The 21,856-nt window shown below is 60.6% G+C and carries 16 protein-coding genes; 8 read left to right on the plus strand and 8 right to left on the minus strand.

What is annotated here, in order from left to right; all coding sequences use genetic code 11:
• The first annotated feature begins 4 nt into the window (after positions 1-4).
• Positions 5-922, plus strand: coding sequence for a transcriptional regulator MetR (gene metR, locus PMI26_RS14240; RefSeq protein ID WP_008000240.1), 918 nt, complete (start codon positions 5-7; stop codon positions 920-922).
• 192 nt (positions 923-1,114) lie between these two features.
• On the opposite strand, the gene PMI26_RS14235 is transcribed toward metR, so the two are convergent.
• The 3 genes from PMI26_RS14235 to PMI26_RS14225 are packed head-to-tail and all read right to left on the minus strand — an operon-like array spanning position 1,115 to position 2,708.
• Positions 1,115-1,612: a GNAT family N-acetyltransferase gene (locus tag PMI26_RS14235; RefSeq protein WP_007975091.1), complete on the minus strand. Its 498-nt coding sequence runs from the start codon at positions 1,610-1,612 to the stop codon at positions 1,115-1,117.
• A 2-nt stretch (positions 1,613-1,614) separates the two neighbouring features.
• Positions 1,615-2,253: a LysE family translocator gene (locus PMI26_RS14230; protein ID WP_007975093.1), complete on the minus strand. Its 639-nt coding sequence runs from the start codon at positions 2,251-2,253 to the stop codon at positions 1,615-1,617.
• A gap of 23 nt (positions 2,254-2,276) precedes the next feature.
• Entirely contained in the window at positions 2,277-2,708 is a 432-nt protein-coding gene (locus PMI26_RS14225; RefSeq protein ID WP_086776974.1) for an NUDIX hydrolase, read from the minus strand.
• 192 nt (positions 2,709-2,900) lie between these two features.
• Between PMI26_RS14225 and PMI26_RS14220 the strand changes: the two genes are divergently transcribed.
• Positions 2,901-3,371 (plus strand): DUF4234 domain-containing protein, encoded by a 471-nt coding sequence (locus PMI26_RS14220; RefSeq protein ID WP_007975097.1) that lies wholly within the window; start codon positions 2,901-2,903, stop codon positions 3,369-3,371.
• A 285-nt stretch (positions 3,372-3,656) separates the two neighbouring features.
• Here PMI26_RS14220 and PMI26_RS14215 read toward each other — a convergent pair whose 3' ends face one another.
• The gene (locus PMI26_RS14215; protein WP_007975099.1) at positions 3,657-4,478 is read right to left on the minus strand and encodes a carbon-nitrogen hydrolase family protein; all 822 of its coding nucleotides are present in this window, start codon (positions 4,476-4,478) and stop codon (positions 3,657-3,659) included.
• Between the two features lie 124 nt (positions 4,479-4,602).
• Here PMI26_RS14215 and PMI26_RS14210 point away from each other — a divergent pair, with 124 nt between their 5' ends.
• Positions 4,603-5,403 (plus strand): helix-turn-helix transcriptional regulator, encoded by an 801-nt coding sequence (locus PMI26_RS14210; RefSeq protein WP_007975102.1) that lies wholly within the window; start codon positions 4,603-4,605, stop codon positions 5,401-5,403.
• A 165-nt stretch (positions 5,404-5,568) separates the two neighbouring features.
• Positions 5,569-7,188: an FMN-binding glutamate synthase family protein gene (locus tag PMI26_RS14205; RefSeq protein ID WP_007975104.1), complete on the plus strand. Its 1,620-nt coding sequence runs from the start codon at positions 5,569-5,571 to the stop codon at positions 7,186-7,188.
• A 49-nt stretch (positions 7,189-7,237) separates the two neighbouring features.
• Here the strand turns inward: PMI26_RS14205 and PMI26_RS14200 are convergent, their stop codons facing one another.
• Genes PMI26_RS14200 through PMI26_RS14190 form a run of 3 tightly spaced genes read right to left on the minus strand, consistent with a single transcriptional unit; the run spans position 7,238 to position 10,060 of the window.
• Positions 7,238-8,746, minus strand: coding sequence for a glucosyltransferase domain-containing protein (locus PMI26_RS14200; protein ID WP_007975107.1), 1,509 nt, complete (start codon positions 8,744-8,746; stop codon positions 7,238-7,240).
• 1 nt (position 8,747) lies between these two features.
• The gene (locus PMI26_RS14195; protein ID WP_007975109.1) at positions 8,748-9,689 is read right to left on the minus strand and encodes a glycosyltransferase family 2 protein; all 942 of its coding nucleotides are present in this window, start codon (positions 9,687-9,689) and stop codon (positions 8,748-8,750) included.
• On the minus strand, positions 9,686-10,060 hold the full coding sequence (locus PMI26_RS14190; protein ID WP_007975111.1) for a GtrA family protein: 375 nt from the start codon (positions 10,058-10,060) through the stop codon (positions 9,686-9,688). The genes PMI26_RS14195 and PMI26_RS14190 overlap by 4 nt, the downstream gene beginning before the upstream one ends.
• Positions 10,061-10,305: 245 nt before the next feature.
• On the opposite strand from PMI26_RS14190, the gene PMI26_RS14185 reads away from it, so the two are divergent.
• Positions 10,306-11,442: an OpgC family protein gene (locus tag PMI26_RS14185; RefSeq protein WP_007975112.1), complete on the plus strand. Its 1,137-nt coding sequence runs from the start codon at positions 10,306-10,308 to the stop codon at positions 11,440-11,442.
• Between the two features lie 89 nt (positions 11,443-11,531).
• Here the strand turns inward: PMI26_RS14185 and PMI26_RS14180 are convergent, their stop codons facing one another.
• On the minus strand, positions 11,532-12,953 hold the full coding sequence (locus PMI26_RS14180) for an amino acid permease (RefSeq protein WP_007975114.1): 1,422 nt from the start codon (positions 12,951-12,953) through the stop codon (positions 11,532-11,534).
• Between the two features lie 471 nt (positions 12,954-13,424).
• Here PMI26_RS14180 and PMI26_RS0129640 point away from each other — a divergent pair, with 471 nt between their 5' ends.
• The 3 genes from PMI26_RS0129640 (at position 13,425) to PMI26_RS14170 (ending at position 21,812) form a co-directional block, all read left to right on the plus strand.
• Positions 13,425-13,865: an REP-associated tyrosine transposase gene (locus PMI26_RS0129640; protein ID WP_033047918.1), complete on the plus strand. Its 441-nt coding sequence runs from the start codon at positions 13,425-13,427 to the stop codon at positions 13,863-13,865.
• A gap of 303 nt (positions 13,866-14,168) precedes the next feature.
• On the plus strand, positions 14,169-17,291 hold the full coding sequence (locus PMI26_RS14175) for a transglycosylase domain-containing protein (protein ID WP_007975119.1): 3,123 nt from the start codon (positions 14,169-14,171) through the stop codon (positions 17,289-17,291).
• Positions 17,292-17,462: 171 nt separating this feature from the next.
• Positions 17,463-21,812: a dermonecrotic toxin domain-containing protein gene (locus tag PMI26_RS14170; protein WP_007975121.1), complete on the plus strand. Its 4,350-nt coding sequence runs from the start codon at positions 17,463-17,465 to the stop codon at positions 21,810-21,812.
• The last annotated feature ends 44 nt before the right edge of the window (positions 21,813-21,856 follow it).

Genomic DNA, 21,856 nt, shown 5'->3' on the forward strand with positions numbered 1-21,856 from the left:
CCCGGTGCTTGAAATCCGTCACCTCAAGACCCTGCACGCCTTGCGCGAAGCCGACAGCCTGGTGGATGCGGCCGATCGCCTGCACCTGACCCAGTCGGCCCTGTCTCATCAGTTCAAGGAGCTGGAAGAGCGCATGGGCATGCCGTTGTTCGTGCGCAAGACCAAACCGGTGCGCTTCACCAGCGCCGGTTTGCGCCTGCTGCAATTGGCCGATGCCACCTTGCCATTGCTGCGCGCCGCCGAACGCGACATCAGTCGCCTGGCCGGGGGTACCGCCGGGCGCCTGCACATGGCCATCGAATGCCACAGTTGCTTCCAGTGGCTGATGCCGACCATCGACCAGTTCCGCGATGCCTGGCCGGAAGTCGAGCTGGACCTGGCCTCGGGTTTTTCCTTCGCCCCGCTGCCGGCCCTGGCCCGTGGCGATCTGGACCTGGTGGTGACCTCCGATCCGCTGGATCTGGCCGGGATCACCTATGTACCGCTGTTCACCTATGAAGCGATGCTCGCGGTGGCCAACCAGCACCGCCTGGCCGGCAAGGCCTATATCGTCCCCGAAGACTTGCTCCCGGAAACCCTGATCACCTACCCGGTGGAACGGGACCGGCTGGACATCTTCACCCGCTTCCTCGAACCCGCCGACATCGAACCGGCCCAGGTCCGCACCTCGGAACTGACGGTGATGATGATGCAACTGGTGGCCAGCGGTCGTGGCGTGTGCGGCATGCCCCATTGGGCGCTGCACGAATACAGCTCGCGGGGTTATGTAAAAGGCAAGCGGCTGGGTGAGAAAGGTTTGTTCGCCACGCTGTATGCGGCGATCCGCGCCGACATGCTCGATGCACCGTACATGCGCGACTTCTTGCTGACGGCCAAGGACACGTCGTTTTCGACATTGGATGGTGTGAGTGCCGTACGCTGAAACCATCAGACGATGCAGTCTTTGTGGCGAGGGGGCTTGCCCCCGTTGGAGTGCGAAGCGCTCCCCTGCATTCCATTAGTGACTCCGTAAGCACAGGTTTTACGACTGCTTCGCAGCCGAACGGGGCGGTGCGGCGATCCGACAAGCCCCCTCGCCACAAAAGCCCGCTCCCACAGGGGATCTACGGTGACTTCAGAGCTCGCGCCACATGTGGATCTTGTCGAAGTAATCCTCCCCCACCCGCACGGCCATCGGTTCCAGGCCGAACTGGACGAAACCGCAGCGCCGGTAGAGGTTGAACGCGGCATCGTTGCCGGCGGTGACGGTCAACTGGATCAGGCGCAAACCTCCATGGTGCTGCGCCTCGGTCAGTGCCGCCTGAACCAGTTGATAGCCGAGCCCGCGCTGGCGAACCATTGGCGAGACGTACATGCCAAACAGCGTCACCTTGTGCCGGGCCTTCTCCCGAGGCTCGAAGGCGAGGCCGACAATGCCGGCCAAGCGGCCGTCCTCGAACGCCCCGAGCACCACGTCCAGCTTGCTCGTCAGGCGCGACTCCCACCAACCCAGCGGCATCGCCGCCCGCTCGCGCACACTCGAGGTGAAGGCTTGCGGGTGCAGGTCGTAGGCTTCGAGCATCAGTGCCCGATAGTCCAGGGCATGGCTGGCATCCAGTCGCTCGATCCACATGTTCAGGCCATCCGTTTTTGCTCAAGCATCAGCCGCAGCGCCAGTGCCGACAACACGAAGCCCATGAAATAGCGCTGCATCGCCAGCCAGGTGGGATTGTTGACGAACCACGAGGCGATCCCCGCGGCAAACATGGCGATCAGCAGGTTGACGCAGAAACTGACGCTGATCTGGGTCAGGCCGAGGATGAGGCTCTGGCTGAACACCGAGCCATGCTCCGGCGTGATGAACTGCGGAAACACCGACAGATAGAACACCGCGATTTTCGGGTTCAGGGCACTGGTCAAAAAGCCCATGGTGATCAGCTTGCGCGACGAATCCGGGGGCAACTGCTGGGCCTCGAACGGCGAGCGCGCACCGGGTCTGACCGCCTGCCAGGCCAGCCACAACAGGTACAGCGCACCGGCCCACTTCAACACCTCATAGGCCATCGGCACCGCCAGGAACACGGCGGTCAAACCGGCGGCCGCAGCAAACAGGTGCACGAAAAAACCCGCGACCACGCCGAGCAAGGAGATCACCCCGGCCTTGCGCCCCTGGCAGATCGAACGGGAGATCAGGTAGATCATGTTCGGCCCCGGCGTCAGTACCATCAGCAACGCGGCAGCGGCAAAAATCAGCAGGTCTTGAAGCGGGATCATGGGCGAGGTCCTTTGCGTGATGATCAGGCGATCGCGGTCAGCGATGCTCGATAAAACGGCAGGATCAGGTCCCGTGTCAATGGCGCCAGAACGACACCGCCCTCGGTGGCCGGGTCGATCCAGATCACCTCTTCGATCTCCGCCGCCGGAGTGACATCCGAATCAATGTTCAGTTGAAAGAGCTCGGCGTGTACGACAAAACCCGGTTCGTTGGCCGCCGGTGCCGAGAAGGGACCGAGGTAAACGGCCTGCGCCGGGTCGATGTCCAGACCCAGCTCTTCTTCCAGCTCCCGGGCCAGCGCATGAACCGGCAGCTCGTGAGGCTCGATCTTGCCGCCCGGCTGCATGAACGCCGTGGTACCGCGCTTGCGCACCAGCAGCGTACGACCGTCAGGGCCGATCAACAGCGCGGCGGCGATGCGGATGAACCTGGAGTGATTGGGTGAAACATTCATAGAAGAGGACATCGCTGACCATAGGTCCATGTTGAGGGATGCACAGAATCCCATGCCTTCAAAACTCGGCCAAGAGTGAATCCGGAACTCTCCGCCAACAAGCCCGGAAATTTCCCACAAGCGACTTTGGTAGCGTGTTCTGCCCCGATATTCACCGGTCAATCGCCCTCCTCCGCCACTGGAATCCCTCGCATGTCCGACATTTCAACGCTGAAAGAAAAAATCAACATCAAGACATTTCACTTCCTTCTCTTGTCGGTGCTGACGTTTGGGCTCTACTCGTACGTCTGGCTATACAGGGTTTCGACGGCTGTTGAAGAGGTCACCCGCACAAAGGTCATGACCGAGACATTTCTGGTCGGATTTCTGACGCTGTCGGGGTTGGGGACTTTGCTGATCATAACTCCCGTCGCCTATGCCGAGGAGCTAAGCCATTTGTGGAACGTTACGACTTTGCTGGTTTCTTTGGTCTGGTGCTTCCGCGTACGCAGGGCAATCCGGGCGTATGCGTTGGCCGAATACAATTTCGAACCACCCATGAATCGTGTCTACTCGGTGTTGTTCGTTTTTTGCCATATCAATTACTGCATCAACGCCCTGCCCGACGACAAAAAGAAACACGAACGGGGCCAACAACCGACCGACCGCTCCTTGGACGCTTGAGTTTCATGTAAGAGCCGCCGCCAGGCCGATGAAATGACAGGGTGCGTCGCAAGCGAGCCATGAGCGACTACTCCGAATTTTATTGGATTTATGGCAGAGCCGAGTTCGGCGCAAATTACGGGTGTGGCATTGTTGTGCTTGGGTGAAGGATCAAGCAGGTATTTCGTTTGGGAGGACCTCTTCGCGAGCAAGCCCGCTCCCACATTGGAATTGTGAATGCCCGAGATCAAATGTGGGAGCGGGCTTGCTCGCGAAGGGGCCAGCGCCAGTCACACAGAATCTGGATCAGCCCTTGGGAATCAGCAGCTCGCGCAATCCGCAAGCATGCTCAACCACCGCCCCCGGCAACTTCAGCCGCTGATCATCCAGGTACCGATAATCCCGCCGCGCCGCCGTCAACCGCTTCAGGTCCAGTTCAACGGCAAACTGCCCTTCCTCGCGTCCGGCCTCGAACAGCAGCATGCCCAGCGGATCGACCAGCGCACTGCCGCCGGCAAACAACAAACCGCCATCGCCCTCTTCCACCCGGTTGACCATCAGCGCAAACGCCTGGTTTTCCTGGGCGCGGGCCATGATGGCGGTGCGGTGGGTCGGGCCGTAGGGGTCCATGTTGCCGTTGGTGACGATCAACAGTTCGGCGCCCAGTTGCGCCAGGGCACGGGTGCTTTCGGGGAATTCGATGTCGTAGCAAATCAGCAGGCCCACGCGCACGCCGTTCCACAGGCAGGTGGCGTAGCGATCACCCGCCTCGTACACACCGCGATCCGAGGCCCACAGGTGGGTCTTGCGGTACTTCAGCGCGATGCCTTCAGGGGTGATCAACAGCGTGGTGTTGTAGAAGCGACCGCTGTCTCTTTCGGCCATGCCGATGGCCACGGCGATATTGCGCTCACGGGCGGCGTCGATTACCGCGCTGACGGACGGACCGTCCAGCGATTCGGCGACATCGGCCACGGACTCCGCCGAAGGGAAGCCCATCAAATGACCTTCGGGGAACAGGATCAGCTGCGTGTCGGCTGCGCACCCGGCGATGGCCGCCAGGGTGCGTTCGAGGTTGTAGGCCGTGTCGTTGTCACGGCCTGCCAATTGGGCGAGTTCGACCTTCATGGGTATTCCTTGTCAGGGGCCGGGCGGCAGAAAGATTGCCCGGTCGGTGTCTGTGCGCCAGTATGCGCAGCAAGCAACCGGGCGGGGAATCACGCTGCTGGGGTAACACGATAGGGGTAGATGCATGACACTCTCGTTGGACGACATCGCCTGGCACCGCTCGGTGGGGCAACTGATCGACGCCCTGGACAAGCCCAATTTCTGGATCCAGCTGGTGCGTTTGCTCGAACAGTACGTGCCCTTCGACAGCTGGGTAGGCCTGCTTTTCAGCACCGATCAGCGCCCGCAGGTGGTCGCCGAATGCCCAGGCATTGACGGCAGCCCCGACCCGTTGTTCCAGGACTACCTGCGCGGCCTGTACCTGCTCGACCCCTTCTACATCGCCTGCCGCGAGCAGTCGCGCAGCGGGCTGTATCGTCTGTCGGAAGTGGCCCCGGAACACTTCGAGCTGACCGAGTATTACCAGCGCTACTTTCGTCTGAATGTGGTGGCCGACGAAATCCAGTTCAATTGTCAGCTCGAAGGCGACCGCACGCTGTGCCTGTCCCTGGGCAGCACTCAGCGCTTCAGCGGCCAGCAGATCGCCTTGTTGTCGTTGATCCAGCCATGGGTGCTCGGCCTGTTGCGCCAGCGTCTACCCTATGAAATCAACGAAGCGGTGGCCCTCGCTCCCGCACCGCCGCAAGCCGACTGGCGGGTGCAACTGGAGGCCTCGGTGCAGCAGCTCATGGGCGCGCAGTTGACGGCCCGGGAGCTGGATGTCGGGCGTTTGATGCTCAGCGGTTGCTCCAGTAAAGAAATCGCCCGTAAGCTGGAAATCTCCGTCGAAACCGTGAAAGTCCACAAGAAACACATGTACAGCAAGCTGGGAATCAAGTCCCAGTCCGAGCTGTTTTCGATTTTTCTCCAGGCACAAAATGCCTGAATGGCCTGTGGAACGCTTTGCTTTTCTGTGGGAGCTGGCTTGCCCGCGAAGAGGCCCTCACATTCAACATTGATGGTGGCTGACACACCGTCTTCGCGGGCAAGCCCGCTCCCACAGTGTTTTGTGTTTAGCCAAATTCATTGAGTCCGAACCCAAGGAAACCGTATGAGCCTGTCACTCCTGAGCCGCTACGCCTTCTTTGCCGTCTGCGTGATCTTCACCCTCGCCAGCCTGCCCTTTCTTGACTATGACTGGCTCTGGCCGATCACCGCCGTCACCGGCGTCCTCAGCCTGATCGGCCTGTTCGATCTGCTGCAAAGCCCCCACGCGGTGCGGCGCAATTACCCGATCCTCGGCAATATCCGCTACCTGGTCGAAGGCATCCGCCCGGAAATCCGCCAGTACCTGCTCGAATCCGACAGCGACGCCCTGCCCTTCTCCCGGGCCCAGCGCTCGCTGGTTTATTCCCGGGCCAAAAACGAAACCGCCGACAAACCCTTCGGCACACTGATAGACGTGTATCAGTCGGGTTTCGAGTTCATCGGCCACTCCATGCGCCCGGCACCGTTGAGCGACCCGGGCAGTTTCCGCGTCACCGTCGGCGGCCCGCAGTGCACCCAGCCGTATTCGGCGTCGGTGTTCAATATCTCGGCCATGAGTTTCGGTTCCCTCAGCGCCAACGCCATCCGCGCGTTGAACCAGGGCGCCAAGCTGGGCAATTTCGCCCATGACACCGGCGAAGGCAGTATCAGTCCCTATCACCGGGAACACGGCGGCGACCTGACCTGGGAACTGGGCAGCGGTTACTTCGGCTGCCGCACCAGCGACGGTCGCTTCGACCCGGAACGCTTCGCCGCGCAAGCCCGCACGCCACAGGTGCGGATGATCGAAATCAAGATGAGCCAGGGCGCCAAGCCCGGCCACGGCGGCATCCTGCCCAAGCACAAGGTCACCAAAGAAATCGCCGAAACCCGCGGCATCCTGATGGGCGAGGACTGCGTGTCACCCTCGCGCCACACGGCGTTTTCCACGCCGATCGAAATGATGCATTTCATCGCACAACTGCGTGAACTGTCCGGCGGTAAACCGGTGGGCTTCAAGTTCTGCCTCGGCCATCCGTGGGAGTTCATGGGCATTGCCAAGGCCATGCTGGAAACGGGCATCCTCCCGGACTTCATCGTGGTCGATGGCAAGGAAGGCGGCACCGGCGCCGCGCCCGTGGAGTTCACCGACCACATCGGCGTGCCGATGCGCGAAGGCCTGCTGTTCGTGCACAACACCCTGGTGGGCCTGAACCTGCGGGACAAGATCAAACTCGGCGCCAGCGGCAAGATCGTCAGCGCCTTCGACATCGCCAGCGTGCTGGCCATCGGTGCCGATTGGGCCAACTCGGCACGCGGCTTCATGTTCGCCATCGGTTGCATCCAGTCGCAGAGCTGCCACACCAACAAATGCCCGACCGGCGTCGCCACCCAGGACACCCTGCGCCAGCGCGCGCTGGTGGTGCCGGACAAGGCCCAGCGCGTATTCAACTTCCATCGCAACACCCTCAAGGCCCTGGCGGAAATGCTCGCCGCTGCCGGCCTCGAACATCCGTCGCAGTTGTCGGCCAAGCATCTGGTGCGACGCATGTCGGCGACCGAGATCAAGCTGTTCTCGCAACTGCACGTGTTCCTCAAGCCGGGGGAATTGCTGACCGGCGAAGTGAACGGCGAGTTCTACTCGCGGATGTGGCAGATGGCCCGGGCCGACAGTTTCGAGCCCAACGAGGTAGCCGCCGCCTGACCCAGCCTATAGGAGCTGCCGCAGGCTGCGATCTTTTGATCTTCGCCCGTCACCACCGCAGCGTTTTGCTCGGGGCCGGCTCCTTCATCACGATAAAACCGTAATCGCCAATCAGGTAAATCCGGTAGAACTGGCTGTCCACCAGCGCCGGATAGCCCTGATAGCCAACCCGCGTCGCATTGCGCCGCTCGCGCTCCGCCACCACATTGGTGATGCCCGCTTTCGGCAGGTTCTCGGCCAGCATGTAAAAGTCGATGTTGAGCAGGTAGTGCAGCACCGGCATCTGCTTGAACGAGCCTGCCGCCGCCACCAACCAATGGTCGGAGTAAGTCACCGAGAGGTAGATCCGTCTGGCCTCGCGCAGCGACTGATGGCTGGCGATGTCGTACGCAAGGCTGGCCAGTGCCGTGGACGCGAAGGTTTTCTGCACCGTCAGCACCCGGCCATAGGCGAACGACAAAGACAGCATGGCCAGCAGCGGAATGATCAACAACAGTGGCAGTCGCTCATGAATCGACGCCAGCGCCAGATGGCTCAAATAGCACAGCAACACCAGCAGCACGGCGAAGCCCATCAAGGTACGGGCGCCCTCGTTGAAGTCGCGGAAAAACAGCGCGACACCGGACACCAACAGCGTCACCACCGGCAATGTCAGCAAGCACATCACGCCGATCAACAGCTTCTTCGGCCCGTCGTCCTGACGCGCCGCCACGTTCAGACCCAGCCGCACCGCCCCGGCTATCGCCAACAACAGCAACCCGCCGAACACCCAGAGCCATCCGCCATGGAACAGCAGCACGACTTTCTCCAGGACCCGGGCAATGTTGATCTGGATCTGCAATGAAGGATGCACCGTCCAATCGAGCAGCAACGTGCGATTGGAGTCCATGAACGGATAAGCGCTGACGCTGTAGATCAACCCGCCGAGGATGACCTGGGCGGCTTTCCAGCCCAGCAGGTCGCGCCATGGCACCGGGGCGGTTTTATCGTTGGCAGCCCTGAGCAATTCCAGGCAACACAGGCCCAGGAATACATTCAGGCTGATCTGATACAACCCCAGCGCCAGTGCAATCAGAAACGAAGGCACCAGCCATTGCACGCTGCGCCACGGATGACGAAAGGTGATCGCGTAGATCACCGCCACCAGGCTCAGGGCCGTGGCGGGACCGTCGTATTGATAGGACAGGTTCTGCAGGAAGAACGGGTTGTACCAGAGCGGCAACAACACCAGGCAGCAAGCAATGGTCGGCTGGCGAAAGTAATGGAAGGTCAGGCTGCTCAGCGCGGCCGCCATGGCCAGCGTGGCGATCAACAGAGGCAAGGGAAAGATGTTCGGCGCGGCATGGCTGAAGGTCAGCGCGTTGTAGAACAGCTGGGCGAAAAGTCGACCCTGTTCGGACCAGGCCATGCCCGCCGCCAGCGAGCGCCAGTTGTCGTCGATGTAGGGATAGTCCGCGAGGATCAACGGCAGGACATACACCAGAGTGGCGAGCAGAAAAAACCGCCAGACCTGATGCCGGCTGAGCTCGCGAACGAAAAAATCGCTGAACCGGCCCATGCTAGTGCCCGCCCCGGCCTTTGCCGCCGACGATGTCCTTGATCACATAACGCGGCCGGTGCTTGGCCTCGATATAGATGCGACCGATGTACTCGCCGAGGATGCCGATGCCGATCAGTTGCACGCCGCCGAGAAACAGGATCGCGGTCATCAGCGACGGATACCCGGGGACGTTGTTGCCGAAGAAAATCTTGTCCAGCACCATGTACACCGCGTAAAGCACCGCGAAAACCGACACCGCGCCACCAACGTAAGTCCACAAGCGCAGCGGCACGGTGCTGAACGAGGTCACGCCTTCCAGGGCCAGGTTCCACAGCTTCCAGCCATTGAACTTGCTGCTCCCCGCCACCCGCCCGGCCCGCTCGTACTCCACCACCACGGTGTTGAACCCGGCCCACGACAACACGCCTTTCATGAACAACTGATGCTCGGGCAGGGAACGGATCACATCGACCACCTTGCGATCCATCAACCGGAAATCCCCGACGTTTTCCTCGATCCGGGTGTAGGCGATGCGATTGAGCACGTGGTAGAAAATCGACGCGCTGTGGCGCCTGAGGTAGCCGTCGACGTCGCGATTGCGGCGCTTGGCAAGCACCACATCGGCGCCCTTCTGCCATTGCTCGACCAACAGCGGTATGACGCTGATCGGGTCCTGCAGGTCGACATCCATAGGGATCACGGCATCGCCGCTGGCATGCTCCAGGCCGGCAAACAGGGCCGGTTCCTTGCCGAAGTTGCGCGAGAAATTGATCAGCAGCACCTGCTCATCGGCCTCGGCCAGCGCCGTCGCCTGTTCGGCCGTGCGGTCGGAACTGCCGTCGTTGATGAACACAATCTCGACTTCGGCGTCGACCAGTTTCAACTCGCGACGCACCGCCTGGTAAAACAGGTTGATCGACTGCTCCTCGTTGAATACCGGGACGATGAGCGAGATTTTCATTGATCACGCTCGCGAAACACCACGTATTTGGAATACAGGAAGCCGAACACCAGGCTCAACGCCGAAAACAGCATGACGGTGAGCAGGCCATGCAGGCGCCACACGTCCCCCAGGTGACCGACGCCCAGGCTCAGTGTCCCCATGCCCAGAAGAAACAGCAGATAACCGCCGATCGAGGCACTGGCGGCAAAGGTAAATTGCGCGTTCATGTAGAAGGAAAACGACGCAGCCACGCAGAAGGCGCTCAGGTTGCTGATCGCCTGACTGAGGCCGGCCGCCACGCTCAACAGGAAAAAGATCTGCCAGTGAATCAGGGTGTTGGCGACCCCGATCACCGTGTAACTGGACAGCCCTTTCCACAACAGTCTCATGTGAGGCTCCCGTTTCAAGAACGTTGCACTTATTAGTATTTGAGCCTGTCTGCTGTCAGAAATCGCAGATTGACGGACCTTTCAGACCAGCGGTTGAGCCTTGGAGCAACGCCCGAGACATTCGGTAATATCCCGGTTTTGCAATTCACTGAGAATCACGCCACCCTGCGCGCCGCCGACTTGGCGCGCGGCCCTTTGCGCCCGCAGCCAATTCCATTTTCACTCGCTGATACGAGCCTGCTGTCATGACGTTAGCGCGCGATCACCGGATCGACTTTTTTCGTGGTCTGGCACTGATCTTCATCTTTTGGGATCACGTGCCCCACAACCCATTGGGGCAAATCACCCTGCGTAACTTCGGTTTCAGCGATGCGGCCGAGGTTTTCGTGTTTCTGGCCGGTTACGCGGCGGTGCTGGCATACGGCAAAGTCCTGGCGCGCGAAGGCTTTCTGATCGCCTGCGTGAAAATCCTGCGCCGGGCGTGGGTGCTCTACGTGGTGCATATCTTCCTGCTGGCGATGCTGATGGGCATCGTGTTTTTCGCCAACAGCCACGTGGAAACACGGGATCTGGTGGAGGAAATGGGCATGCACCACTTCATCAGCAACCCTCAGCAGGCCCTGATCGATGAACTGCTGTTGCGCTTCAAGCCGAACCTGATGGACCCGTTGCCACTGTACATCGTGCTGCTGGCGGGCTTGCCCCTGGTGCTGCCGATACTGGTGCGCAAGGCCTGGGTAGTGGTCGCGATGTCAGTGGCGCTGTACCTGATGGTGCCACTGGCGGGCTGGAACCTGGCGGCCATCAAGGACGGCGTGTGGTACTTCAACCCGGTCGCCTGGCAGTTGCTGTTCGTGCTCGGCGGTGCCGCTGCGATTCACAGCCAGCGCCCGCGCTTGCCCGAGACCCGCCCATTGGTACGCCAGCCCTTGTTTGTGAGTGCGGCGTTGTATGTCGTGGTCGCCGGTGTGTTGACCGTCCTGTGGCGTTGGCCGGACCTGCACGATGCCGTGGTGCCCGCGAGCCTGCAAAACGTCTTCTACCCCATCAGCAAGACCAATCTGTCCCCCGTGCGCCTGCTGCACTTCCTCGCACTGGCCTACGTCACGGCGAAACTGATGCCCGACAGCGGATGGACGCAAAACTGGCTGGCACAACAAAGCTGCCGCATGGGCCGTTTCTCGCTGGAGATCTTCTGCCTGGGCGTGCTGCTGGCGCCCCTGGCGGACATGGTCAATGCCCTGACCGACGATGCGTTTGCCATGCAGATCTTCACGGCGCTGGTGGGTGCCGGGTTGATGGCGTTGCTGGCGATGTGGCTTGAGTTCAACAAGCGTTTGAACCAGCCAATCAAAAGATCGCAGCCCGGCATGTCCTTGTAGGAGCTGCCGCAGGCTGCGATCTTTTGATCTTCAAAACCAAAAAGCCCCGATCATATCGACCGGGGCTTTTGTCTTTCAGACATTACGACTCAAGAAACCGAACGCACCGCCCCCTGCGACACATGGGTCGGTTGCAACTTGAACACATAGAACAGCACCGTCAGCAGCACCAAAAACGCAGGCCCCACATACAACGCCACGCGGGTGTCCGGGAAGTACGCCATCAGGCCGACCACCAGCACCAGGAACGCCAGCGCCAGGTACGAACTGACCGGATACAGCCACATGCGATACTTCAGGCCAGCCGCTTCGCCGGCGCTCAGGCCTTTGCGGAACTTGAGCTGGGCCAGCAGGATCATCACCCAGGTCCAGATCGCGCCGAAGGTGGCAATTGCCGTCACCCAGACAAACACCTTTTCCGGCACCAGATAGTTCAGCAACACGCCCAACAGCAACGCGCCAATCGACAGCAGCAATGCACGACGCGGCACGCCGTTGTTCGAGGTCTTGGCAAAGCCGGCCGGGGCCTGGCCGTTCTGCGCCAGGCTGTAGAGCATGCGCCCGGTGCTGAAGATGCCACCGTTGCAGGACGACAACGCCGCCGTGATCACCACGAAGTTGATGATACCCGCCGCGGTCTTGATGCCCAGGCGCTCGAAGGTCATCACGAACGGACTGCCCTGGGTACCGATTTCATTCCACGGGTAGATCGACAGGATCACGAACAACGCGCCAACGTAGAACAGCAGAATCCGCCAGAACACCGAGCCGATCGCGTTCGGAATGGTCTTCTGCGGGTTCTTCGCCTCACCGGCGGTCAGGCCGATCATCTCCACGCCCAGGTACGCGAACATCACCATTTGCAGGGACATCAACACGCCTTTCACGCCGTTGGGCATGAAGCCGCCGTGGGTCCACAGGTTGGAAATCCCCAGGGCCACGCCGTCGTTGCCGAAACCGAAGGCGATGATGCCGATGCCGCCGAACACCATCGCAATGATGGTGACGATCTTGATCAAGGCAAACCAGAACTCGAACTCACCGAAAGCCTTGACCGCGATCAGGTTGATCGAGCCCATGCTGATCAACGCAGCGAGCGCCCAGATCCAGCGCGGTACATCGGGAAACCAGATGCCCATGTACACCGCCACGGCCGTGATTTCCGCGACGCAGGTCACCAGCCACAGGAACCAGTAGTTCCAACCGGTCAGAAAGCCCGCCAGCGGGCCCAGGTAGTCTTGGGCGTAACGGCTGAACGAGCCGGCAACCGGGTTGTGCACGGCCATCTCGCCGAGGGCGCGCATGATCACCAGGATCGCCAGACCGCCGATGATGTAGGACAGCATGATGGCCGGGCCGGCCATTTCGATCGCCTTGGCCGAGCCCAGGAACAGGCCGACGCCGATACAGGCACCGAGTGCCATCAGGCGAATATGCCGCTCGCCAAGTTCACGTTTGAGCGGACCGCCCTGAGCGGTCTCGCCTTGGGGCAGGTGATTGCCTACGGGCATGGGGGACAACCTCGTCTTGTTATTGGATATGACCACCGAGTGGCGAAGCGCAGGCCGATAAGCCATCGCATCCCGAACCGGCCCTGCCTCGTGGGCAACGCCGTCCTGTAGGAAAAACCCGCAAGATCAGTGGGAAAAGCGGCGCCGAGTATTGCACAACAATGGTGCATCGTCATGCCCCTGCAAAAGCTTGGAAAGCTCTAAATCAAGCGTTTCAGTCCACCACCCCCTTACTGTGGCGAGGGAGCTTGCTCCCGCTGGACTGCGAAGCGGTCCCCATACCAGCAACCCCTATCTGTCTGGAGTATTGCGCCTGCTGCGCAGTCGAGCGGGAGCAAGCTCCCTCGCCACAACTGCGCTGCGTGGATCCGAATCCTTCCACGAATTGGGAAATTTCATTCAGCAATCGCAGCCAAGAGTGGGAAAACGAGGAGCTAGCGTACTTAGACAACAGCTAAAGGACGCAACGGAATGCACCCACATCCAAACTCTCATCGACTGCGTTACGGACGGTACTCAGAACCAGGACGGGGCTATCTGATAACCGCAGTCGTGCATCAGCGCCGCCGAATATTCGCAAACTGGCGGGTTGGACGCCTTTTGGTTGAAGAACTCAGGCGAGCCCATGATCAAAAATGGGTCAATTCAATGGCTTGGGTCATCATGCCGGACCACTTCCACTGGTTGATCCAGCTTGAGCAGCAAACGCTGGCGCGACTCATGCAAGCCATCAAATCCCGGAGCACCCTCACCATCAACCGGGCATTGAACGAAAGTGGAGCCTTCTGGCAATCCGGCTACCACGACCGGGCCATTCGCGATGGAGAAGATCTTCTGCCGTTCGCCCGCTACATTGTTGCCAATCCACTCAGGGCTGGGCTTGTGGATAAAATTGGCGACTACCCGCTCTAGGATGCGTGCTGGCTCTGAATAAAGCTCCCAATGTTTGCTCCTCTTTGTGGCGAGGGAGCTTGTCGGATCGCCGCACCGTCCCGCTCGACTGCGTAGCAGTCGTAAAACCAGAGAACCAGATCAACCGGACGAATCGCATTTATCAGTCTGGGGGCCGCTTCGCAGCCCAGCGGGAGCAAGCTCCCTCGCCACAGGAAACGGCAATAACCCGACATTTTGCCCTTCACATTTTTTTCACCCTCGCCAACCACCGTCTAAGCTTGAGTCAAGTCCGATCAATCTGCGTGAATGGATCAATCGACTATGGGCGCTTTGTGGCAAACCGATTCGAGTAAAACCGTGGTTCCGACTGAGAGTGTGGATGAAGCGCCTATACCTGAAAAACCCCGTCGTTCCAGGCACGGATGGGGAGCGTTCTGGCTATTGCTGTTGATTATCGCGATTGTCGTGGGGCTGGCCGCCATGAGGGAGATGCGCACCTCGAAGTTCCAGGCCCGGGAAGTCAGCAAATACGCCGCGTCACTGAACTATGAGCTCAAACCCGGCCCCAGCGATGCGATTCGCTATCCGGGCGACGGCCCGTTCGATCGGCGCCTGGGCTACAGCTCGCTGGATGAGTTCCTGCCGCGCCTGATCAAGCGCAACTTCGTCGTGGAGGCGCAAACCCGCTTTTCTCCGGAACTGTTGAAGTACACCGACAAAGGCCTGTTCGTGCCTTATGCCGAGAAAATCCAGGCCGGGTTGTCGATCACCGATTGCCGCGCAGCGCCGCTGTACCAGTACAACTACCCGCAGCAGCTTTACTCAACCTTTGCCTCGATCCCGCCGGTGGTGGTCAACAGCCTGCTGTTCATCGAGAACCGCTTCCTGCTCGACCCCAGGCAGCCGCTCGCCAACCCGGCGGTGGACTGGCCGCGGTTCGGCATGGCGGCGTGGTCCCAGTTGGCCAAGATGTTGCACGTGCCCGGCCAATCCGCCGGTGGCAGTACCCTGGCCACGCAATTGGAGAAGTACCGGCATTCCCCCGATGGCTTGACGGTCAATGGCGCGGAAAAAATTCGCCAGATGATTTCAGCCACCGTACGCGCCTATCAGGCCGGGCCACAAACCCTCGAAGCGCGGCAGAACGTGGTTCGCGACTACCTCAACAGCGTGCCGTTGTCAGCCGTACCGGGCCACGGTGAAGTGCATGGCATGGCTGAGGGTTTGCGTGTGTGGTACGGCTCCGATTTCGATAGCGCCAACAAGGTACTGAACAGCACCGCGACGGATCCAAAAACCATGGCGGAAAAAGGCCTGGCCTTGCGTGAAGTGCTGTCGTTGATGATTGCGCAGCGCCGCCCGTCGCATTACCTGACCAAGGGCCATGATGAACTGGCCGACCTCACCGACAGCCATATTCGCCTGCTGGCGCAAAACCATGTGATCGACGCCGAGTTCGCCGCCGCCGCCCTGGCCAGCAAAGTGACCTACCGCGACTGGGCCACCCAGCCGACCATGCAACCGATCGAAACCAACAAGGGCATCAGCGTGGCGCGCAGCCGTCTGGCCGGCATGCTCAATCGTCCCCTGTATGACCTCGACCGCCTTGACCTCTCCGCCACCAGCACCCTGCAAGGCGAGTTGCAATCCGAGGCCACCGAGTACCTGAAAAAACTCGCCGACCCTGAGTTTGCCACGCAAATCGGCCTGATCGGCGAACGCCTCCTGACCACTACCAGCACCACCCAGGTGCGCTACAGCTTCACCTTGTTCGAACTGACACCGGACGGCTCGCGGGTTCGGGTACAGACCGACAGCACCGACCAGCCCTTCGACATCAATGAAGGCAGCAAACTGGAACTGGGTTCCACCGCAAAAATGCGCGTGCTGACCACCTACCTGCAAATCATCGCCGAGTTGCACGACAAATACGCCGGCATGGCCGTTCCGGAACTGAAGAAAGTCGAGGTGCCGGAGCAGGACCGCCTGAGCCGTTGGGCCGTTGATTACCTGATTGAAAACAAGGACCGCGACCTGCAAAAAATGCTCGGTGCAGCCCTGGACCGCAAATACTCCGCCAGCCCGGGCGAGGCGTTTTTCACCGGGGGCGGCCTGCATGTGTTCCACAACTTCCGCAAGGAAGACAACGGCCGGATACCGACCCTGCGCGACGCCCTTCGCGAGTCGATCAACCTGCCGTTCATTCGCCTGATGCGGGACCTGGTGCGCTACACCACCTACTCCGGCCCGAACAGCAGTGCCGAACTGCTCAAGGACGACCGCGACCCGCGGCGCCAGGAATACCTGGCCGAGTTCGCCGACCGCGAGGGCACTTCGTTCCTGCTCAAGTTCTGGAAGAAGTACAGGAACAAGGACACCCAGGAACGGCTCGAAACCTTCCTGGACGGCATGCGCCCGACGCCGATCCGCATGGCCGCCGTTCATCGCTACCTGCTGCCACAGGCCAGTCAGGAAAGCTTCAACGCCTTCGTGCGCTCGCACCTGACCGGTGCCAAGCTCACGGAAAAACTCACTGATGAACGTCTCGTGCGGCTCTACGAAGCCTACGGTCCCGGCGCCTACGACTTGCCGGACCAGGGCTTCATCGCCAAGGTTCACCCGCTGGACCTGTGGATGATGGGCTACTTGCTCAATCACCCCGACGCCAAGTGGGCCGACGCCGTCAAAGCCAGCCAGTTCGAGCGCCAGGAGGTCTACAGCTGGCTGTTCAAAAGCCGGCACAAGGGCGCCCGTGACAGTCGCATCCGCACCATGCTGGAGATCGAGGCATTCCTCGACATTCACCAGCGCTGGCAGAAAGTCGGTTATCCGTTCGACCACCTGGTGCCGTCGCTGGCCACCGCCATCGGCAGCTCAGGTGACCGCCCGGCAGCCCTGGCCGAATTGATCGGCACCATCCTCAACGATGGCGTGCGCATGCCGACCCTGCGTATCGACAGCCTGCATTTCGCCGCGCACACACCCTATGAAACCCAACTGATCAATGACCCCGACGTCGGCAAACGGGTGATGCCGTCCGAAGTCGCCACGGCCATGCGCGAAGCCCTTTCGCAAGTGGTGGATGCCGGTACGGCCAAACGCGTGGCTGGCAGTTTCAAACTGCCGGATGGAACCCCGCTGGCCATGGGCGGCAAGACCGGCACCGGTGACAACCGCATCGAGGCCATCGGTTCGGGCGGACGGATCCTGAGTTCCAAATCACTCAACCGCACAGCCACGTTCGTGTTCTACATCGGCGATAACCATTTCGGCACGCTGACGGCGTTCGTGCCGGGCCGCTCGGCGGAGAACTTCACCTTCACCTCGGCGTTGCCGGTGCAGGTGCTCAAGGGCATGGCGCCGATCCTGACGCCGTACCTGCAACCGGGCACCCACACGATGTGCCAGCCAAAAGCGACAACCGAGGCAACCGCCCGCCGCTAGGCATGGATCGGCAGATAAGTCCGCGTGGCTGTAACTATGTATTTTTCACTCCTGATTTTTACCGGGTTCGGGGCGCAATCGACGTCGTTCCGAACCGGTTTTTGCGCTTTTTTTGGGACTGCCGCCTGCCTAGTCTGATCGCTCCATCCATGATCAACGGACGATCAGGCAATGCCACAACCACATCGAATTTCAGACCCGGATCAAAGCATCCACTTCGACCTGGTCAGGAAGGCCCTCCCCTCCTGGCTATCAGAGGCCTCACTCACCCGTATCAACGCACTGAAAGCTGACCGGGTAAGCATTCCCGACTGGCAGGCTGACGCCGCAAAAGCGTTACAGGAACGCTTGAAACAGGGGATCAAGCTCGGCTGGAGCGCGCAAAACGATGTCGATCGAGCGTTCAGCAAACTGCAGGATGTCTACGCCTTCGCCAAACCCTTGTTGCAACAGGCACTGAACGAACGTTTCGGCGTTGAAGATGACGTCGAAGAGACCTGGTTGCGGCTGTATGCACCAGCACAGTCATGGGGTCATAACTTTACCGGCGCAACCACCAGCCGTACCGTCTCGCTGCTGGATGCTGCCCTGCACAATTTTTCCAGTAAGGAGGTGTTCACCCAGGACTCCGAGTTCATCACCCGCCCCGACGTTCGCGGGCATTTCAGCGTGGTACAGCTCAAGCACAAGCTGAGTATCGAGCAGTTCAAGTCGCTGTGCCGCGAACTGGATATCGGCAGCCGTTACCAACAACACCTGAAAGATTTCCTGCTGCCGCATAACCGGGTGGCCAGCAACGTCCTGCGCCACAAAGTCAGCCTCAGCCACAAGACCGCGCTCAACATCGCGGCGAACATGGCGCTGATGAAAAACGACATCGGGCAGGATGCCTTTGACCTGGTGCAGGGACTGCTCGATGACCGCAAGAACCTGCGCTGGAGCGGCCGCTCCGTCGACTGCTACAACCTGTCGATGATGGACATTCACCTGACCGGCATCGTGCTGATCACCCCTGATGCCAACACCGCGACCGATCCCGTGCCCGTGATCGCCTATGTTCCCCAGGACCCGCAGCACCCGCTCAAGCAGTACCCGTCGTTGCTCGACTTCATGGCCGAACTGACACGCCAGCTGCGCGATACCAGCGCCCCTCGCAGCTACCAACAATTCTTCAGCCGGTTCGTGCCCCATCAGCAGCGCGGGCATTTCTTTGCCGGGTTGAACGACCGACTGAGCAAGGTCAAATGGCAACCGGCCCCGGCCGGCTCCAACTTGCCGAGCTGGCGGGAAACGCCGGTGGATAACCCCAACCTGCAATTTCAGCTGTCGAGCGTCAGGAACGATCGGGACACTGTTTTCAACGGCGACCTGTGGGGCTACTTCCACCGACAAAAAATCAACAAGGTGCTCAACGACGCATGGGACATCGCGATTTCCACCGAGTACGCCGACCGCATGGCCCGCTGGGCCTGGTGGGACAACCTGGAGAAAATGCTCTCGGGCATTCTCAATGCCGCGTTGCTGGTGGTGACGCCACTGGTGCCCGGCTTGGGTGAACTGATGCTGGCCTACACCGCGTATCAACTGACCGATGAGGTGGTCGAGGGTCTCGTCGATCTGGCCGAAGGCCGCGTCGCCGAAGCTGGCGAACAAGCCATCGGCGTGCTGCAAAGCGTGGTGCAACTGGGTGCGTTCGCCGCGGGAGGTGCGATCGGCAACGTCGCAAGGGCGAAACTCTCGCCGTTTTTCGAAAGCTTGAAACCGGTGCAGTTGGCGAACGGTGAGACCCGCCTGTGGAACCCTGACCTCAGTCCCTATCAACGAACCGACGTGGATTTACCCACGGACGCCCGACCTGATGGACAGGGTCTTCACCAGCATCAGGGCCGGCGCATCCTGCGCCTGAACGATCAACACTTCGAAGTGCTGGACGATCCGGTCACCGGACAACAGCGCATCCGCCATCCGCAGCGTTTCGATGCCTACGCACCGACCCTGCGCCACAATGGTCACGGGGCCTGGGTCTGCGAAACGGAAAACCCGCGCGAGTGGGAAGGCTCGACATTGATGCGGCGACTTGGTCATACAACCGATACCTTCAGCGATCAACAACTGGAACAGATTCGCCAGATCAGCGGCACCCATGAAGCCGCACTGCGGCGGATGCACATGGACAGCTCGGCACCACCACCATTGCTGACCGATACCCTGCAACGCCTGGGCTCACCCGTGCCTGCCAGCACCCCGCTACCCGCCGACAGCGTTGCGCTGTTCAGCGAATTCCCCGACCTGCCCGACACGGTGGCACAAGGCATTCTCGCCAACGCCAGCGCCGCGGAACGCCAACAGATCGAGCAGAAAAAGCGCCTGCCGCTGCGCCTGAAAAGCCAGGCGCGAGAACTGCAATTCGAGACGCAATCGGTGCGCGCCGCCCACGGTCTATACGATGACGCGTTGATCAACATCGACACGGAACGCCTGGTGCTGGGCACCTTGCGCATCAACAGCGACACCTTCGGTGAGCTGCGCATCGAGATCAGGGAAGGCACATTCGACGGTGAACTGCGCTGCAGCGCCGGGCCCGAGAGCGCAGCGCGGGTCCGGGTGTTGATTCATGATGACGCGGGAAAATATGAGGTGCGTGACGGGTCGAATCAGCCAATCCATGCAGCGCAGGGCTTTTTCGAAGCCTTGCTGCAGGCGACCCAGCACAATGGGCAAAACGCGCTGGGCTTCAAGCCTGGGGACACCGAACGCCTCAGGCAGTGGGCCATGGTCAAGATCGAGCCTCTCGGCGAACGTCGAACGATACTCGCCGCACCGCCCATCCGCGCCGTGCCCGAGCATCAGACACTGCTGCTGGTGCGAGGCGCATTTACCAGCCGGGCCGGTGAAACCCTGCACGAGCGAATCCTCGACCTGCACAAGGACTTCAGTGACCGCGAAGTCGACGCCTTCGCCAACGCCCTGATCGCCAAAGGCGAGCCGATGCAAGCCATCGAGCAGCGGGAAAACGATCTCGATGAACTGCGCGTGATCCTCAATCGTTGGGAGTATCAGCAGGAACCCACCTGGGGGCCGCACAGCACGGCTTTTCGTGATGAAGGCGGCCAACATATCGCCGAGAGCCTGCTCAACAGCTTCAAGCGAAAGTACAGCGATATCGGGCGCCGTGCCGATCCGGACAGCTACTCGCTGGACCTCTCCACCGAGATGCTGCCCCTGAACCTGGAAACCTGGTGGTCAAAGCGCCCCCCGGAGCTGCAAAAGTTCCTCGACAAAATCACCGTCCTGAAACTCGGCAATACGCGGTTTTCCAGCGAGGCGAACGGCTTGCTCAAAGCCTTCCCGAACCTTCGCGAACTCAGCGCCAGGCGTTGCGACCTGACCAGCCTTCCACACAGCATCGGTTCCCTGCACCGACTGGAACGACTGCAACTGAGCGATAACGCGATCGTGTTGGATGCCGGCGCCGTCAAACAACTCAAGGACCTGACCTACCTGGAAATCCTCAGGCTCGACGGTAATCCACTGGGGTTGTCACCAGACATCAGCCGCATGCCGAGGCTGAAAGTCGTGGCCCTGAACAAAACCGGACTGACCACATGGCCCGAGGGCACGCTGGCGAAAACCAGACCACGCGGTTTCTTGCTGGACCTGCGGGAAAACCCCCTCGACTTGATTCCCGAAGTTGTCCCCGGCTCGGCAAAAGCCTGGGTGATCTCGCGCACCCTGCTGGATGTCGCGGATCTGTCGGAGCTGAATCAGTTGCAATACCAGCAAATCCGACGCTCAGTGAATTTGCCGCCGACGCCCCTCGAGGCATCCACCAGTCTGATAAATGTGGTGATCCACGCCACCGACCCGAACAACTGGACCGATGTGCCCGGCTGGGGAGTGGAGCGGACGGCAAACTGGCTTGAACTGACCGACGACCCGCAGGCCCATCGGTTCCTGACCGTGGTGCACGAAACGAAAAACTCTGCCGATTATCTCGTCGGCGGTGAACCCCGCAGGCAACTGATGCAACGCGTGGTACGCATGCTCGATGCCGTCTACATCGACACCGCACTGCGGGAAAAGCTCTACACCATGGCCATCGCCCCGGTCGATTGCGCCGATGCAGGGGCGCAGTTATTCAACAACATGGGCATACAGGTGCTCGCATCCGAGGCTTACTCCTACTCCACGGACCCCGCGGAGCTGGAACGCAAACTGGTCACCCTGGCCCAAGGTGCCGCGCGGCTGGAGCACGTCAACGAGATCGCCCGCGCCGATGTCGCCAGTCGTGGCGGCAACCCTGACGATGTCGAGGTCTATCTGGCGTATCAGACCGGTCTGGCGGATCGCCTGCAGCTGCCCTGGCAATCCGAAGGCATGCTGTTCAGGCCAGTATCCGGTGTCACCGACGCCATGATCGATCAGGCGTACGACACGGTGCTGGCGCTGGGCGAAGGTGATGGCCTGGTGAACAAGATGCTTGAGCAGGCATTCTGGGAAACCTGGCTGGGTGAAACTTAACCGATTCAGATCGAGGCGAATAAACGGGAGTATCTGAACAAATA

The organism is Pseudomonas sp. GM33 (assembly GCF_000282295.1).
Taxonomy (GTDB): domain Bacteria; phylum Pseudomonadota; class Gammaproteobacteria; order Pseudomonadales; family Pseudomonadaceae; genus Aquipseudomonas; species Aquipseudomonas laurylsulfatiphila.